General features: G+C 57.4%; 16 protein-coding genes. 9 read left to right on the top strand and 7 right to left on the bottom strand.

Translation table 11 applies throughout. The annotated features are described in order from the left end of the window. Positions 1-49: 49 nt before the first annotated feature. Positions 50-331 carry a hypothetical protein gene (locus IPK79_11935; GenBank protein MBK8191146.1) on the bottom strand — a complete coding sequence of 94 codons (282 nt, stop codon included), beginning with the start codon at positions 329-331 and terminating at the stop codon, positions 50-52. A 73-nt stretch (positions 332-404) separates the two neighbouring features. Between IPK79_11935 and lpxI the strand changes: the two genes are divergently transcribed. After that, entirely contained in the window at positions 405-1,313 is a 909-nt protein-coding gene (gene lpxI / locus IPK79_11930; GenBank protein MBK8191145.1) for a UDP-2,3-diacylglucosamine diphosphatase LpxI, read from the top strand. Between the two features lie 23 nt (positions 1,314-1,336). Next, positions 1,337-2,524, top strand: a complete 1,188-nt coding sequence (gene lpxB, locus IPK79_11925) for a lipid-A-disaccharide synthase (GenBank protein ID MBK8191144.1) — start codon at positions 1,337-1,339, stop codon at positions 2,522-2,524. Between the two features lie 8 nt (positions 2,525-2,532). On the opposite strand, the gene vsr is transcribed toward lpxB, so the two are convergent. Next, positions 2,533-2,943 (bottom strand): DNA mismatch endonuclease Vsr, encoded by a 411-nt coding sequence (gene vsr, locus IPK79_11920; GenBank protein MBK8191143.1) that lies wholly within the window; start codon positions 2,941-2,943, stop codon positions 2,533-2,535. A 150-nt stretch (positions 2,944-3,093) separates the two neighbouring features. Between vsr and flgB the strand changes: the two genes are divergently transcribed. The 5 genes from flgB to IPK79_11895 all read left to right on the top strand — a co-directional run bounded on the left by flgB (position 3,094) and on the right by IPK79_11895 (position 7,270). Next, entirely contained in the window at positions 3,094-3,558 is a 465-nt protein-coding gene (gene flgB / locus IPK79_11915) for a flagellar basal body rod protein FlgB (GenBank protein MBK8191142.1), read from the top strand. 7 nt (positions 3,559-3,565) lie between these two features. Further along, complete coding sequence (gene flgC / locus IPK79_11910) at positions 3,566-4,096, top strand: flagellar basal body rod protein FlgC (protein ID MBK8191141.1); 531 nt, start codon at positions 3,566-3,568, stop codon at positions 4,094-4,096. Between the two features lie 46 nt (positions 4,097-4,142). Further along, positions 4,143-5,177 (top strand): tyrosine-type recombinase/integrase, encoded by a 1,035-nt coding sequence (locus IPK79_11905; protein MBK8191140.1) that lies wholly within the window; start codon positions 4,143-4,145, stop codon positions 5,175-5,177. Between the two features lie 504 nt (positions 5,178-5,681). After that, positions 5,682-6,503 (top strand): ABC transporter permease, encoded by an 822-nt coding sequence (locus IPK79_11900; protein MBK8191139.1) that lies wholly within the window; start codon positions 5,682-5,684, stop codon positions 6,501-6,503. Then, positions 6,503-7,270: an ATP-binding cassette domain-containing protein gene (locus tag IPK79_11895; protein MBK8191138.1), complete on the top strand. Its 768-nt coding sequence runs from the start codon at positions 6,503-6,505 to the stop codon at positions 7,268-7,270. The genes IPK79_11900 and IPK79_11895 overlap by 1 nt, the downstream gene beginning before the upstream one ends. Positions 7,271-7,360: 90 nt before the next feature. On the opposite strand, the gene IPK79_11890 is transcribed toward IPK79_11895, so the two are convergent. From IPK79_11890 to IPK79_11875, 4 genes are all read right to left on the bottom strand, one after another. Continuing rightward, entirely contained in the window at positions 7,361-8,518 is a 1,158-nt protein-coding gene (locus IPK79_11890) for a hybrid sensor histidine kinase/response regulator (GenBank protein MBK8191137.1), read from the bottom strand. Next, positions 8,511-8,984, bottom strand: a complete 474-nt coding sequence (locus IPK79_11885) for a response regulator (GenBank protein ID MBK8191136.1) — start codon at positions 8,982-8,984, stop codon at positions 8,511-8,513. The genes IPK79_11890 and IPK79_11885 overlap by 8 nt, the downstream gene beginning before the upstream one ends. Before the next feature lie 37 nt (positions 8,985-9,021). Continuing rightward, positions 9,022-10,323: a CHASE3 domain-containing protein gene (locus tag IPK79_11880; protein MBK8191135.1), complete on the bottom strand. Its 1,302-nt coding sequence runs from the start codon at positions 10,321-10,323 to the stop codon at positions 9,022-9,024. Between the two features lie 234 nt (positions 10,324-10,557). Then, complete coding sequence (locus tag IPK79_11875) at positions 10,558-10,902, bottom strand: hypothetical protein (GenBank protein ID MBK8191134.1); 345 nt, start codon at positions 10,900-10,902, stop codon at positions 10,558-10,560. A 682-nt stretch (positions 10,903-11,584) separates the two neighbouring features. Here IPK79_11875 and IPK79_11870 point away from each other — a divergent pair. Both IPK79_11870 and IPK79_11865 read left to right on the top strand, forming a co-directional pair. Then, positions 11,585-12,097, top strand: a complete 513-nt coding sequence (locus IPK79_11870) for a hypothetical protein (GenBank protein MBK8191133.1) — start codon at positions 11,585-11,587, stop codon at positions 12,095-12,097. A gap of 217 nt (positions 12,098-12,314) precedes the next feature. Then, on the top strand, positions 12,315-13,031 hold the full coding sequence (locus tag IPK79_11865; GenBank protein ID MBK8191132.1) for a response regulator transcription factor: 717 nt from the start codon (positions 12,315-12,317) through the stop codon (positions 13,029-13,031). Positions 13,032-13,079: 48 nt separating this feature from the next. Here IPK79_11865 and IPK79_11860 read toward each other — a convergent pair whose 3' ends face one another. Beyond that, entirely contained in the window at positions 13,080-14,936 is a 1,857-nt protein-coding gene (locus IPK79_11860; protein MBK8191131.1) for a ShlB/FhaC/HecB family hemolysin secretion/activation protein, read from the bottom strand. Positions 14,937-15,002: the final 66 nt, after the last annotated feature.

Genomic DNA, 15,002 nt, shown 5'->3' with positions numbered 1-15,002 from the left:
AGCAGAGGGCTTCCTGAAAATAAGACCTCTGTCCGTTGCTCGCCGCTGATTACAGCGGGCGCGTCTGCGGCGATGGCAGTATGCTGTGGCCGTTAGGCTTTTGCCCGCGCACTAACGAACGTTCGCCCGGAAAACTCGCCATTGGCGACGATTCGCGCGGGGTGGAAGCGGGCGGAAGACCCTTTTGGAGAAATTCCAGTAGGCACGCTTCGTTCAGGTTTAAATTGGTTTGCGTCACGGTCCAGACGTCCCACTCGCGCTGAAAACTCACGGCGGCGATCCGCAGAGGCCGCGCCAGTTTTATTATGGGGTCTGGCGCGGCGCTTTTCATCCATCAAGGGATTTAAACCCGGCTGAATGGGCGAGCCCTGCGCATGGCGCGGGTCTGTGATTTAATAGAACGTATGACGGACGTATGCCAACCTTCCGTAGGCCGATTGGGTCTTCTCGCCGGTAGCGGCGAGTTGCCGGCGCGCGTGGCTCAAAATGCCATGGCGTATGGCTGGGACGTCGCCGCCTTTACCATGGATCGCGATAACGCCGCCGCCTTGCGCGCGCTGGGCGTGAGCAGCCTGGATGCGATTTCTCCCGGCCTGCTGGGGCAGAATCTGGCGCTGTTTAAACAGCGCGGGGTGTCGCATATCGTGTTTGCGGGCAAGGTCAGCAAATGGCTGTTGTTTCGCAATCCGCGCCTCGACGCAGTTGCGCTGAACGCCTTGCGTCGTCTTGCCCTGCGGAACGACGATCGCATGATGCTGGGCCTGATTGATATTATCGAGGCCGAGGGGCTTCAAGTGCTGCCGCAAACGGCTTTTTTGAAGGACCTGATTCTGCCCGCCTGCCGCCTGAGTCAGCGCTCGCTGTTCGATGAAGAAGTGCGCGATGCCGCCTATGGCTTTCATCTGGCCAAGGAGATGGGGCGACTGGATATCGGACAGACGGTCGTGGTCAGCCAGGGGATGACGCTGGCCGTAGAAGCCATTGAAGGGACTGACGAATGCCTGCGCCGCGCCGGAAAATGGGGCGGTCGCAAGGGCGGCGTTGCCGTTAAAGTCGCAAAACCCTCTCAAGATCAGCGTTTTGACGTGCCAACCGTCGGCGTGCGTACGCTCAAAATGATGCGCGACGCCGGCTTGCGCGCGCTGGTCACCGAGGCGGATGCGACTCTGTATCTCGACCCCCAGGAGATGGCGGCTTTTGCCGATCGCGCGGGCATGACGGTAATTTCTGTGACGGCGGACGATTTGGGCGTGGCGGCTGATGCGGCGGCGCCGGGGCGCGCGTTGCGCGAGCGCGCAGTTGCTGAGCGCTAGTTCGCGCGCGTGGTTTTGAGGGTATGAATCGCGTCACTCGCTTGGCGATCATCACCGGGGATCCCTCGGGGGATCAGCATGCGGCCAGCGTCGTGGCCAAGTTGCGGGCCTTGCGGCCGGATGTGGAAATTGCCGCAGTGGGCGGCGCGTCGCTTGCGGCGCAAGGCGTGCGATTGATCGCCGATCAGACCGGGATGGGGCGCGTCGGCGCGGGCGCTGTGTGGGGCGCCTGGCATCATTATTGTCTGGGGCGCCAGATTTTGCGCTTTCTGGAGGATTTTCAGCCGCAGATTGTCTTGCTGATCGACTACGGCGGCTTTAATCTGCTGCTTGCAGAGCAGATTCGCCGTCGATTTGGGGCCGATTCGCCCGCGCTCTGGTATTTTATTCCGCCGCAAATCTGGGCGTCGCGTCCCGGACGCATCCGGCGGATTCAGGCGCATGTGGACCGGGTGTTCTGCATCTTTCCGTTTGAGGTTGCGCTCTATGAGACGCACGGCGTGCCGGTGACCTATGCGGGTCATCCGCTGACGGGCGTTTTGCCGCCGCCTGCCGATCGCGTCGCGTTTTGCGCCGAACATGGGCTTGATCCGGCCCGGCCCGTGCTGGCTCTGCTGCCCGGGTCGCGGGGGATGGAAATCTCGTATCTGCTCGCCCCGCTGATTGGCGCCGGGCGGCGGCTTCAGGAGACCATGGGTCTTCAGGCGCCGCAACTGGCCCTGTCGCGCTCGTCAGCTCTCTCGCTCACGGCGTTTGATCGCGCCTTGCAACAGGCTTACCGGCGCGAGGGGCGTCCGCCGCTGAGGTTTATTGACGGCGATGCGCGCGCGCTGCTTTCCATCGCCGATGCGGCTATTGTGAAATCCGGTACGTCGACGCTGGAAGCTGCGCTGTATCAGACGCCAATGATTATCGTGTATCGCGGGCACCCTCTGTTTGCGGCTATTGCCCGCCGCGTATGCCTTTTGCCCAGTATTGGCTTGCCGAACATTCTCACTGATCCGTATCATCCCTTTGTGATAGAGCGCTTGCAGGAATCCGTGACGCCGCAGCGCCTGAGCGAGGATATTCAACCCTTACTGCTCCCGGATACGCCCGAAAGAGAGGCATTAAGGGCGGGATATGCGCGCATTCGAGACGCGCTAGGCTCGCAGAGCGCCTCGCAGACAGTCGCAGGCGCGCTGGCCGACGCGCTGCCCCGTCTGCCCTGATTCCAAAGCTAAGCCTTGGCGAGAAATGCCGCCAGCGCGCGGGCCAATGCGTCGGCATCCTTCAGTTCGCATTCCCACAGAATCAGGACGCGCCATCCGTCGGCCCGGAGGCGCGCGAGATGATCGGCGTCACGAGCGCGGTTGCGGGCGAGTTTGGCGTCCCAGTAATCCTGGTTTGAACGCGGCGTGTTGCGCCCCGCCTTGCACGTATGGCTGTGCCAGAAGCAGCCGTGGACGAAAATCGCCTTGCGCTGCGCGCTGAATACGATATCGGGCGCGCCGGGAAGATCCCGGCGGTGGAGGCGATAGCGTGCGCCCATGGCGCATAAGGCGCGACGAACGCGGCGTTCGGGGCCGGTGTCGCGGCTGCGCACCCGGCGCATGGTTCGGCGACGCTGATCCGGCGTGAGCGTGTCCATGGCAAGAACGTTTCCTGTTTCGGCGCGCGATGCGCGTCTGGCAAAATCTTCAAAAGCCTGGCAGCGCTCCAGCCGCCAAACTCCTCCAGATGAACGAGGAAAGCGCCCGCAAGCGGCCCTAGACTAACACTATACAGATGTACGCGTGACGTGGGAATGATGTTGATGGATTGGGTGTCCTCGTTTACGAGCGACGTCGTGGGCAAATCGCTGGATGGGCTCGCGCTGCGGCATACCGCCATTGCCAGTAATCTGGCCAACGTCGACACGCCCGGCTATAAAAAGCGGGAAGTGTCGTTTGAGTCGCAATTGCGCTCGGCCATTGAAGCGCGACAGTCAGACGGCTCGCAACAGGCCGATAATTCGCGCCCGCTGGCGATGCGCGCGTCTTCAGCCAGCCATATCGCGCTGGATGCGGCGCCTGAGTCGCTGCAGCAGGTACAGCCGCAGCTCAACGAGCGAGACGGCGAACAGTTCCGCAATGACCGCAACGGCGTCGATGTGGAAGGCGAAATGGTCAGTCTGGCGCGTAATACTGAGCGCTATCTGGCGCTGAGCAACCTTCAGAGCCGGATTTTCCGCAGTACGCGAACCGTTATCAGCAACGGGGGCTAGGCGATAGATGGATATTTTTGACGTTACCGGCTCCGCTCTCAGCGCTCAGCGCCTGCGGCTCGACGTGATTGCGGGTAATCTGGCCAACGTCAACACGACGCGCAAGGCCGATGGCTCTATCGGCGCGTATCGGCGCAAAAACGTGGTGTTTGCGCCGTTGCTCAATGAAGCTTCGCAATCGTTTGCGGCCGCTTCCAAAGGCGGACGCGGCGACGGCGCGCTGGAAATGACCAGTGGCTCCAGTGGCATGAGCATCGGTCCCGACGGCAAGCCGATGCTGCGCGCCAGTATTTCCGCCAGCCCGGCGGGCGGGGTTGGGGTGCAGGTCGACGCAATTACTGACGATTCCAGGACGCCGATGCGTAAAGTCTTCGACCCGTCTCACCCAGACGCCGACGCGCAAGGCTACGTCGAGCTGCCCAACATCAATGTGGTCAGCGAAATGGTCGATATGATTTCCGCTACGCGGGCTTATGAGGCCAATGTCACGGCCTTGCAGTCGGCCAAGAGCATGATTCAAAGCGCGCTCGAAATTTAAGGCTTGAGCCGCGTCGGCTTGTGGGTTCGGGCGTTATAATAGCGGGATGCGGATAGAGGGTGATCTGGAAAGCGCGCTGGCGCCATTTGACGAGGGCGCGCAAGCCTTTACGACCTATATCGCCCTCAACCGCAATTTATCGCCGCATACGCTGCGCGCCTACGAAGCCGACTTGCAGGATTTTCTGCCATGGCTGCGTCAGACCTTGCGCGAGGCGCTGGGCGATCAGTCGCTGATATCGCCGGCGGGCTTTGCCCAAGCCTTGCGCGAAACGCCGAATCGCTATATGGGGGCGCTGGCCAATCGCGGGCTGTCACGTACCAGCGTTGCGCGACGCATGTCGGCGGTTCGGACGTTTTTCAAGTTTCTGGCGCGTGAGCACTACGTAGAGGCCGCGACGCTGCCGTTGCAATTCCGTCGCCCCAAGACGCTCAAGCGCTTGCCGGATTTTCTCAGTGAGGAAGAAGTCGATCGCTTACTGCGCGCCGCCGACCCGTTTGAAGCTGACGGATCCCATGACGACGGGCATCATCTCACCGGGCATGACGCGAAAGCCGTTCGCGCGCGCGCTATTGTCGATGCGTTGTTCTCGTCAGGGTTGCGCGTCAGCGAACTCGTGTCGCTGAATACCGACGATATCGCCTGGGAAAACGCTGAGCTGCGCGTGACGGGCAAAGGGGGACACGAACGGGTCGCATTTGTCAGCGACCGCGCGTTGTCTGCCCTGCGTCAAACCATTGCCCTGCGGCCCGATGCGCGACAACGAGCCGTCTTTCAAAACAGCCGGGGCGGACGGATGACCGCGCGCAGCGTGGCCCGGATCCTGAATGCGCTGGCAGAGGCGGCGTCCCTGGGCAAGGCGGTTCATCCGCATATGTTTCGCCACGGGTTTGCGACCCATTTGCTGAATCATGGGGTGGATTTACGCGTGGTCCAGGAGCTGCTTGGGCATGCGAGCATCCGCAGCACGCAGATCTATACCCATGTCAGCACGGAGCGCCTGCGCCGCGCTTATCTGGGAGCGCACCCCAGAGCGCAGCAGGCAGATAGCAAGCCGTCGGGAGACGCTTGCGCCGGGTAACGGAAAATTCTCAAAACAAAACTGACAGCCGGCCCTCCGTTGAATGGCTGTCAGTAAACCCTTAGCAGGTGAATGCTGTTAACAAATGCAGCCCATGCGCCTATCACGGTCGCCTGGCGAAAAATCCTTAAGTCGGGTCTGATCGAAGGTCTGCAGAAATTCGTAAAGAAGATGGACACGGCGTCCCGCTTCTCGCAGTCAATGCTTCGGGCATTGTCTATATACCCCATTCAGCCGGGACGCCGTAGTTATGAGTATGCCATTGCGAGGCCGATTTGAAAATGGGCTTTTGGGTACTATCCGCTCGGGTAGAAGAAAGATTAGCCGTCGTTACAATGCTCATTACAAAACGTAGCCATCAGAGCAGGGTCGTGGCGGGGCGTATTTTGGGCGATGATATGATGAAAGGGAAACGGCGCGCGTCTTGCCATGGCGGCGTTCGCTGTTCAGCCTGTCCCTGTTTGCCTTTGAAAGTTGCTGTTAAAGCCCCTGCTCTGCTGAAAAATGTCTGATTCTCACTCTCGTCGTCCCTGGTTTCCCTTTACGCGTCGCGCCTTAAGCGGCGTGGGGCGCGGCAGCGTCAGTTTTTTCAGGACCATTGGCGAAACCGTGGTTCTGGCCGGGCAGATGTTCGGTTTTCTGGTGCGCGGGCGTATTGGCTGGCGTCATACGATGGATCAGGCTGCGTTTGTGGGCGTCGACGCGCTGGGCGTGTCGATGATTCTGGTGACGTTTTCTGCGATGGTGATCGCGCTTCAGGTGGCCCAAGAGATGGCGCGCCAGGGCGCGGGCGAATACGTGGGCGCGCTGGTCTCGCTGGCGGTGCTGCGCGAGTTGGCCCCGATTATGACCGGGGTGGCCATCACGGCCATGGCGGGCTCGGCTTTTGCCGCAGAGCTGTCGACCATGCGTATTACAAGCCAGATTGACGCCTTGCGGACGTTGCAGATGAGTCCGGCGCGTTATCTCGCCTTGCCGCGCGTTCTGGCGAGCATCCTCGTGACGCCGATGATGACGCTGATGACCGCCATCGTCGGTATTCTGGCCGGAATGGTGATTAGTTACTGGCTGGCGGACGTTCAGTTTCTGGCGTATTTAGATTCAGTGTGGCGTCAGACGTCGTTTCGCGACGTGGGCGCGATGCTGATCAAATCAAGCGTCTTCGGCTTTCTGATCGCGATTCTGTCGACCAGTATTGGGCTGAATACGCGCGGTGGCGCAAAAGACGTGGGCGTGGCGACCACCCGCGCCGTGGTCTGGTCCTTCTTATCGGTCGCCGTGTGCGATTATATTCTGACGTATCTGATTTACGGGAGCGCCCTGTAATGGCTCAAACCGCGCCCGAATTGTCCCCCTCCTCTGACGATTTGCTGATCGATGTTCGACACGTCAGCAAGTCGTATGGCGAGCATCCCGTCATTCGCGACATCAGCATGGAGGTGAGCGAGGGCGAGGTTGTTTGTATCATCGGCGTGAGCGGTTGCGGCAAAAGCACGCTTCTCAAGCTCATTGGCGGGCTGGAAACGCCGGACGATGGCGAGATTATTCTGGGCGATCCCAATGTGGCGTTTGTGTTTCAGTATTCGGCGCTGTTTGATTCGCTCAATGTATTTGAGAACGTGGCCTTCTCGCTCCTTGAAGAACCGGATCAACGCCAGAAAAAACGCCCGACGCTTAAACCGCGCGAAATTCGCGCGCAGGCGGAAGAAAAACTGCGGCTTGTCGGGCTTGAAGGCATCGAGGATAAATTGCCCAGCGAGCTGTCCGGCGGGATGAAAAAACGCGTCAGTTTTGCGCGCGCCATTATGAGCAATCCGCGTATTATTCTCTACGACGAGCCGACCGCAGGCCTGGATCCCATCGCTTCGACAATGATTGAAGATTATATTTTAAAGCTGCGCGACGAATTGGGCGCTGCCAGCGTGGTCGTCACTCACCAGCATTCGACGATCCAGCGCACGGCGGACCGGGTGTTACTGCTGCACGAGGGTGTGGTGCAATGGAGCGGCTCGCCGAAAGAGTTGCTGAGCAGTGACAATCCTTACGCCCGTCAGTTTTCTCAGGCGTCACTGGAAGGCCCGCTGGCCGATTAATGGCGAGGCCCTCCGTCGAGTATGATCCCATGATAAAGTCAGCCTCTTGGGGGCGGGAACGGCCCCCAAGAGGCCGGCCTTATAATGGGATCAGTCCGGCGACGGCTGGCAAACAGGTAACAGAACGCTGAAGGTCGAGCCCTTGTCCGGCTCGCTCTTGACCAGAATCTCCCCGTGATGCAATTCAACCAGCGTTTTGCTGAGCGCCAGCCCCAGCCCGACGCCTTCCTGCTGGGAATGCAGCGTGCTGTAGACGCGATAGAATTCCTGAAAAAGTTGTTTCAGCGCCGCTTCGTCGATACCCGCGCCCTGATCCTGAAAATGCGTCCGCACGTAGCCGTCGGGCGCATCCCAATCTTGCGAGATCATGACCGCGCCGCCCTCAGGCGAATATTTAATAGCGTTGCTCAGCAGATTGATAAACACTTGCCGCAGGCGCTGTGGATCGGCCGTGATGCGTGGCAGTGACGCCAGCGGCGAAAAATGGAGCGTCATGGATCGCCGCCTGGCCTGCTCGCCGACGATCAGGAGGGCTTCTTCAATAACCTCATTGAGCGCCACCGACTGCATCGCCAAACGGATTTTGCCCGCCTCAATCGCGGCGATATCCAGAATATCCCCGACAAGGCCCTGAAGCTGATGAAGAGCGCGCTCAATGCTGTGAATCGCCTGTTGATGGCCGTCGCTCAGAGCGCCTTGCGCCGAAGAAGATTTCAGAATATCCGTAAAAAGCTGAATAGCGTGCAGCGGGTTTTTAAACTCATGCGCGACAAACGCCAGCACCTGGCTTTTACGGCGATTGGCCTGTTCGGCGAATTCCTTGGCTTTGGCTAAATCTTGCTGGGCCTGGGCTAATAAGCGGCGTTGTTCGGCCTCGTCAATTTCGCGCAGTACGACGCGCGATAGTTTGGAGAGCCGGTCTTTGAGCAGATAGTCGCTGGCTCCGGCCTTGAGGGCGGCGGCGGCGGTTTCTTCGCCGATTTTGCCGGACACCAGAATAAACGGAAGATGGGGGTGATGCTGCTTGGTCAGCGCCAGCGCGTCAGGGCCGCTAAAGCTGGGCAAATTGTAATCTGACAGCACAATATCCCACGGCTCGTTTTGCAGGGCCTGGTCTAATTCAGCAGCATTTTCGATGCGATGAAACCGGGTGAGCTCGATCTGCGCGTCGTATCGGAGTTGATTATGAATGAGAAGGGCGTCGCTTTCGTTGTCTTCAACCAGCAGGACGCGCAGCGCGTTAGCCATGAAGGGGGCTGAGTGCTTGGGCCTGAGACTGGTACGGAATTTCGTTTAACAGCAGCCAGAACATGCCCAGATGCTTAACCGCCTGCGTAAATTCCAGAAAATCAATCGGCTTTTGAACATATGCGTTGACGCCGAGGCGATAGCTTTCCACCAGATCTTTTTCTTCTCGCGAAGACGTCAGAATGACGACCGGCGTGAATTGTGTAAAGGGAGACGTGCGAATATAGCGCAGAACCTCAATGCCGTCGACTTTGGGCAACTTGAGATCCAGCACAATCAGTTGCGGAGGCGTCGACGGATCGCGGTCGGCGTATGCGCCCTGGCCGCTAATAAAGTCGATGGCTTCGGCGCCATCGCGCGCGACTTTAATGGGATTTAAAATGTTATTTTCGCGAAAGCCCATCAACGTTAAGCGTTCGTCATCCGGGTTGTCTTCAACAAGGAGGATGGTGCTTCGTTTTTCCATGACGCGCTCCTTTATGGCATTGTTCCCAGTACGGGCATTATAACGTAAACGAGAACGTAGCGCCTTTGCCGGGCTCGCCTTCGCACCAGATGGATCCCCCGTGGCGATGCAGAATCCGTTGGACGGTAGCCAGCCCAATCCCGTTGCCGGCAAACTCTGAAACCGAATGCAGGCGCTGAAACGCGCCGAAGAGCTTGTGCGCGTATTTCATATCGAAGCCGGCGCCGTTATCCTGGACGAAAAAGACGTTTCGATCGCCTTCAAGACGTTGTCCGACACGGATCTGGGCGTGGCTGGCCTTGGCAGTGAATTTCCACGCGTTGCCGATGAGATTTTCAAGAACCGCATATATCAGCGCTTTATCGGCCGTGGCCGTGAGATCGGGCGCAATGGCGATTTCGACCGAACGTTCCGGGTGGGTTGTTTTCAAATCGGCGGCGATGGCTTGGGCCATCTGCGAGAGATTAATCTCCTGCTTGTTGAGTTCGGCGCGGGAGAGTCGCGATAATTGCAGTAAGTCGTCAATCAGGCTGCCCATGCGCTGGGAGTTGGCCATAATGCGATCCAGAAATTCACGGGCCTCGTCATCTAACAGTGACGCTTTATGGCTCAGCAGCGCCTGACTGAATCCAGAAATGCTGCGCAGGGGCGCGCGTAAATCGTGAGAAACCGAGTAACTGAAGGCTTCCAGCTCTTTATTGAGTTTGCCTAAATCATCATTCATCTGCTGACGTTGATGAATTTCGCGGCTGAGCAGGTAAAACGCCCAGAGCTGAAGCGAAGTCGCCAAGAGAAACCCCAGTCCCATTAAAGCGCGGGACCACCAGTCTGCGTTTTTGCTGTCGGTTAAGGCATCTCGCTGGAGCTTGGTTTCGATAGCGCCCAGCGCGTCGATCTTTTGGCGGATCTGCCCTGATAGCAGCTGTCCTTGGCCTGTGAGCACAATGAGTCGAGCGTCCTGCTGCGAGGGTTGATCAATGATTCGCTCCATGTGGGTAATTTTTTGGTCGATCAACGTAAACAGAGACGGTAATTGCTGGATCACCCTTCTATCCTTGGCAATTGACATCAAACCTGTTTTGACGGACCTCACCTGAGAGCGTGCGTTGGCGAACGGCTCCAGAAAGCTTTTTTTACCCGTAATGGCGTATCCACGGGTATTTGATTCCATGTCAAGCACAAGAAAAAACAAATACGTCATTTGTTCGCGAATGGTGAGCGAGCGATAGAGCTGCTCCTTTGCGCGTCCCGCTTCCGACTGACTCCAGAATGTCACTCCTGCAATACATAAGAGCAGGATAAGAGAGCCCAGTAACATCGAAATAACACTTTTATGCATGCCAAAGTCCTAATGCTTTCAAGTCTTTAGGCTGGGGAAGGTCAAACGCCGGGGCAAGGCCCTTGGCGTCTTGTTGATTTTGGCAAAAAAAAAACGATGGTCAATGCCATCGTTCAGAGCCCAAGAGTTATAGCTAAAAAACCCGATTAAAAATCTCTCCTGCTAATTTTATGAGTTGCTAATTTTATGAGTGATCAAAATTGATCAGTTAATGTCTGAAGTATGGGATAGGCGCTACAAGGCGTCCCAGATATGGACAGGCTGCAATTCGCCTTGAATGCGATAATTAAAGCCCATTTTCTTGAATTCGCGTAAGGCCAGTTTGACTTCTTTGAGAGTCGTCTCGAACAAATTGGCGATGGTTACAATTGAGGGCAGCGTGACCATCTCGCTGTCTTTCTGTAGATAAATAATCCGTTGCAGGTATTCTTTGATGAGGATGATCGCAGAGGGCGTGACGGCTTCTGTCGTAACGGCGCTGAGGCGAAAAGCAATAGGGCCGTTCAGCTTGCGGAAGGCATCGAAAGAATCGCGTAATTGCGACTGGGGAGCAGAAAAAGTATTGGCTTGAGCGGCCATTTGCGTATCTCCTTTGCTTGGCGCGGTGGGTATGTCATTGGTTATACAGAATTTTTTGAACGCCCTCAATCCGACAATCGTCTAATTCTCAAATACCCGGTTGTCTATGCTGGACCGTTCTTCTCTGTTCTTACTTTTTCTCTATATAAGAATAACGCTGCGCGCCTTGGGAGCCTTTGGACAGCTTCTCCAGAATGGGAACGTCTGTAGTGAAGAGCTCCCCCAAGGCCCCGCGTCCACATGGAGATAGAGCGGGAGAATAAGGGATATCCTCTGTATGGGGCTCCAGGCGCTTGGCGCATCGATATCATGTCGCTTTCTTAATAATCGAGCGCCCACGAATGTTCACATTGGGAGTGAGAACCCTTTTTGTCGGCTCAGCGCATGGGTTTTGGCGTCAATAGTCAGTCGGCTATTTGTTTTTTAGCTGTTCGACGGATAGGCGAAACATACGCAAAGCGCGATGATAAACGCAGTCGCCGCGAGATGAACATCTCCAGCAGGCTGTCACTGCAAAAGTATTCCTCACATTTTCCCTTGTTCAGGTTTCTTTTGCGACGCGACGCCTGATTCTCATAGATGACCATTAAGAGACGACCCTTAAACCCTGTTGAATGCGTTGTGTACTGATTTTCGCTTTTTTTACCGTTTAGTTAATGAGTTAATGAAGGAGACTGTTATCATGACCATGCAAACGCCTGTTAAAACCAAAAATATTGCCGGTATTTTTTCGGAAGATGTGTTGAATTCTCTTTATCAAGAGCTTCAGCAGCGGCACGTTCCTGCTGACCAAATCAGCATTCTGATGTCCGAAAATACTGGCAACAAGATCAACGTCAAAGATGGCAATAAAGCCCCTGAGGGCGCCACTATCGGCGGTCTGAGCGGCGCGGCTATTGGGGCGATTATCGGCGGCCTGACGCTGGTTGGTTCCGTCCTGCTGCCCGGCGTGGGCTTGTTGGCGGCGGGTCCGCTGGTTGGCGCTCTGGCCGGAACGGCTGCTGGCGCTAGCGCGGGTGGTCTGTTGGGCGGTCTGATTGGCTTGGGCGTGCCTGAGCATGAAGCCAAAGTGTACGAAGACGCCTTGAAGCAGGAAGGCAACATGATGGTCGCCGTCCAGGCTTCCGAAGAGATGGTTCCTGAATTGAAGGCGCTGTTTGAGCGTCATCAGGGCAAGGCTATTAACATCTCTTAATCTTCTCCCACGGTTTCAACCAAGGGAGAATGCGCGCTCAGCCTGTCGTCCGATGGGCTGAGCGTCGCTTTTGGCGGGCGCGGCGTTTGCAGACAGAGCGTTCGGAAACGGCGAGCGCGTGCTATGATGGCCCGAGCGTTCAGAGCCTTCGTTAGATACTGTAATTTGTTGCCGTCGATCAGACCCGCTTTTTTGCAGGGTCAAAAGGGATCTTGCCATGCCTGACGCCAAGCGTCCCATTCGCATTGTGTTTACGGATGATTACGAGCTGATCCGCATGGGCGTCTCCGCTTATCTGGACGCCTTGCCCGATATGGACGTGCTGGCGCAGGCAGGCACTGCGAATGACGGAATCGAGGCCATTCGGCGTCACGAGCCCGATATTGCTTTAATGGACGTGACATTGCCGGATATGAGCGGTATTGAAGCCACGCGCCTGCTCAAAGCCGAAATGCCGCAATTAAAAGTGATTATGCTGACTTCTCACGAGTCCCAAGAGACGGTGATGGCCGCTCTGGGCGCGGGCGCTAACGCCTATTGTCTCAAGGGGATTCCCACCGAGCGCCTCGTAGAAGTCATTCGTTCGGTGATGGATGGGGCGGCTTGGCTCGACCCGGCGATTGCGACGGTTGCGCTGTCGGTGTTTTCTGAAAAAGCCCCTCGTTCTGGCGAAACCCTGGACGCGGCATCTGTCAAGCCTGCCGAGGAAGGCGCGTCGCCCTCTCTGGGCGCGCGAGAGCGAGAAGTGTTGCGACTACTGACCGAAGGCAAAAATAATCAGGAAATCGCCAATCAGTTATTCGTCAGCGTTCACACCGTGAAGTTCCAGGTTAGCGCTATCTTGCAGAAACTGGCGGTCCATGATCGCGTACAGGCCGCCGTGAAAGCCATTACTACCGGACTGATTCGACCAGAAGAACTGCACAGTCTTTAATTGCCCGATTTAAAACCTGATTTTCTGACGACGACGCGTATGGGCGGGCTAAAACAGGGCGCTTTGCAGCCCAAAATGAACGCGCAGCCGCTGAGAGTCGAGCCGATAGCGCAGCAGCGGGAGCGCGAGATCGAGTCGTCCGGTCAGCCGTTCGCTGAGACGGGCGCGAACGCCAAGGCCGCTGGCGGCCATGTATTCAGACTTGTCTCCGTTGGCCAGCGGCCGATTGGTCCAGCTCGCGCCGAAATCGCTGAAGGCAACCAACTGGATCGCATCTGCAAGAGGGTGCGGGGGGCGCAGGATTGTTTCGCCGTTAGCCCCGCCCGTTGTTTGCGCGCGTCCTAAAAACGCGGACAACGGCAGGTAGTACTCTGCATTGAACGACAGCCCGGCGTCGCCGATTTGCGATCCCTCCCGGTATCCTCGCACGGAGTACGCGCCGCCGAGTTGCATCTGTTCAGAAGAAACCAGCCGGTCGGGGCTCACCTGATAATTGAGTCGCAGCACGGCAATGGCCTTCAGTGGCAGGCGGTGGATGCGCATCAGTTGTCCGGCGTAGCGAAAAAATCGGCTTCCGGCGTTTCGTCGGCTGGCCATTCGACTGCCGCCGTCTGTGGCTCGAAAAATCGGCAGGCCCACGCCGATTTCCTGATGCAAAATTGTTCGTCCCAGACGGTCCCATTGTTCAATGTCCAGCCCGGATTGCCATACGCGGATATTATCCGCGTATAGAGGCTGATTGTGCAGGGCGGTTTCCATATTTTTAATATCAAGCGACTGGCTCCCTGTGATTTTGAGCCAGTCTCCGCGGTAGAGAGGCTGCGTCAGATTGATCGAATACGTTGTCGAATGGCCGCTGATCTCGTATTTCGTCAGATTGTTGCCCAGTCGCAGGGCGCTGCGCCCGAAATCAAAACCGACCTCGGCGCCATACGCGCCGACGGGGAGGCGGTAGCGCGAGAAATGGCCAAACGATCGACGGGTCCAGACCAGACTGCTGCTCAATTGATCGCCAAACCCCAATAAGTTGGTGTCTTGCGCCGTCAGACCAACGCGTAGATCGCCAATGGTCTCGCGTCCCATGTTATCCAGTGACGGCGATATGTGCAGCGGAAAACGCGTCTTGGCCGTGAGCGTCAGATCTGTTGCGCCGGGGGTTTGCGAGGCCCGGATCGTGGCGCCGACTTTCATGTCGGGATGCTCGTTAATCGTATTGAGTTGTGAGCGAATCGCCCGCAGATTGAAGATATCGTTTCGATCCAGATTCAAGCGCGGCGCGATCGCGCGACGGCCGACCAGCGGATGCGCGGGGTCCATCTCGAGTTGGACGTCGCCCAGACGTCCTTCGATTGCCTGAAGCTGAACGCTATGTCCTTCCAGCGTTTGAGGCGGCAAGACGACCTGGCTCGTGACAAAGCCCTGCTCGTGATACAGCGCCGTCAGGGAGTCCGCCAGAGCTTTCAATTGTCGAAACGTGACGTTGCTTTCTTGAAACGGAGCCAGCCGGCGCGCGAGCTCTTTACGGTTTAAGGCAGAGACGCCTTCCACGGAGACGCTTTGAACAAAAAACGGCGTGTCTTCGGTGATCGGGGACGCCTCCGGGGTGACCGTATCTGATTGGGAAACGGGCGCTTCCACGGGGGCCGCCAGACTGGCGGGTTTTTCGGCTTGGGGATGCGTTAGAGGCGAGCGCGGGTCCTGGCGCAGCGTCTGAATCAGATCGCCCAAAGCGGGCGTAGCAGAAGATGGCGGCGGCGATTCTGCGCTGGCAGGGGTATTCAGCGGGTTCAGCAGCCAGGCGCTGGCCAGTAAAACGCAGATGGCCCGCAGATTTGAGATGCGCGAAAAGCGCAGCGGCGCCAGCCTCCCGGCCCTGGAATCGTGTTGCCAGTCCGCTCGCCCCATTCCTGCCCACCTGTTCGTCTGATTTTAGGGTCGAATAAATTCAAGTCCCTATAAAAATAGTCGATA

This window comes from Vampirovibrionales bacterium, from assembly GCA_016712355.1.
Lineage (GTDB): Bacteria > Cyanobacteriota > Vampirovibrionia > Vampirovibrionales > Vampirovibrionaceae > JADJRF01.
This window is presented reverse-complemented; position numbering and strand designations above follow the sequence as displayed.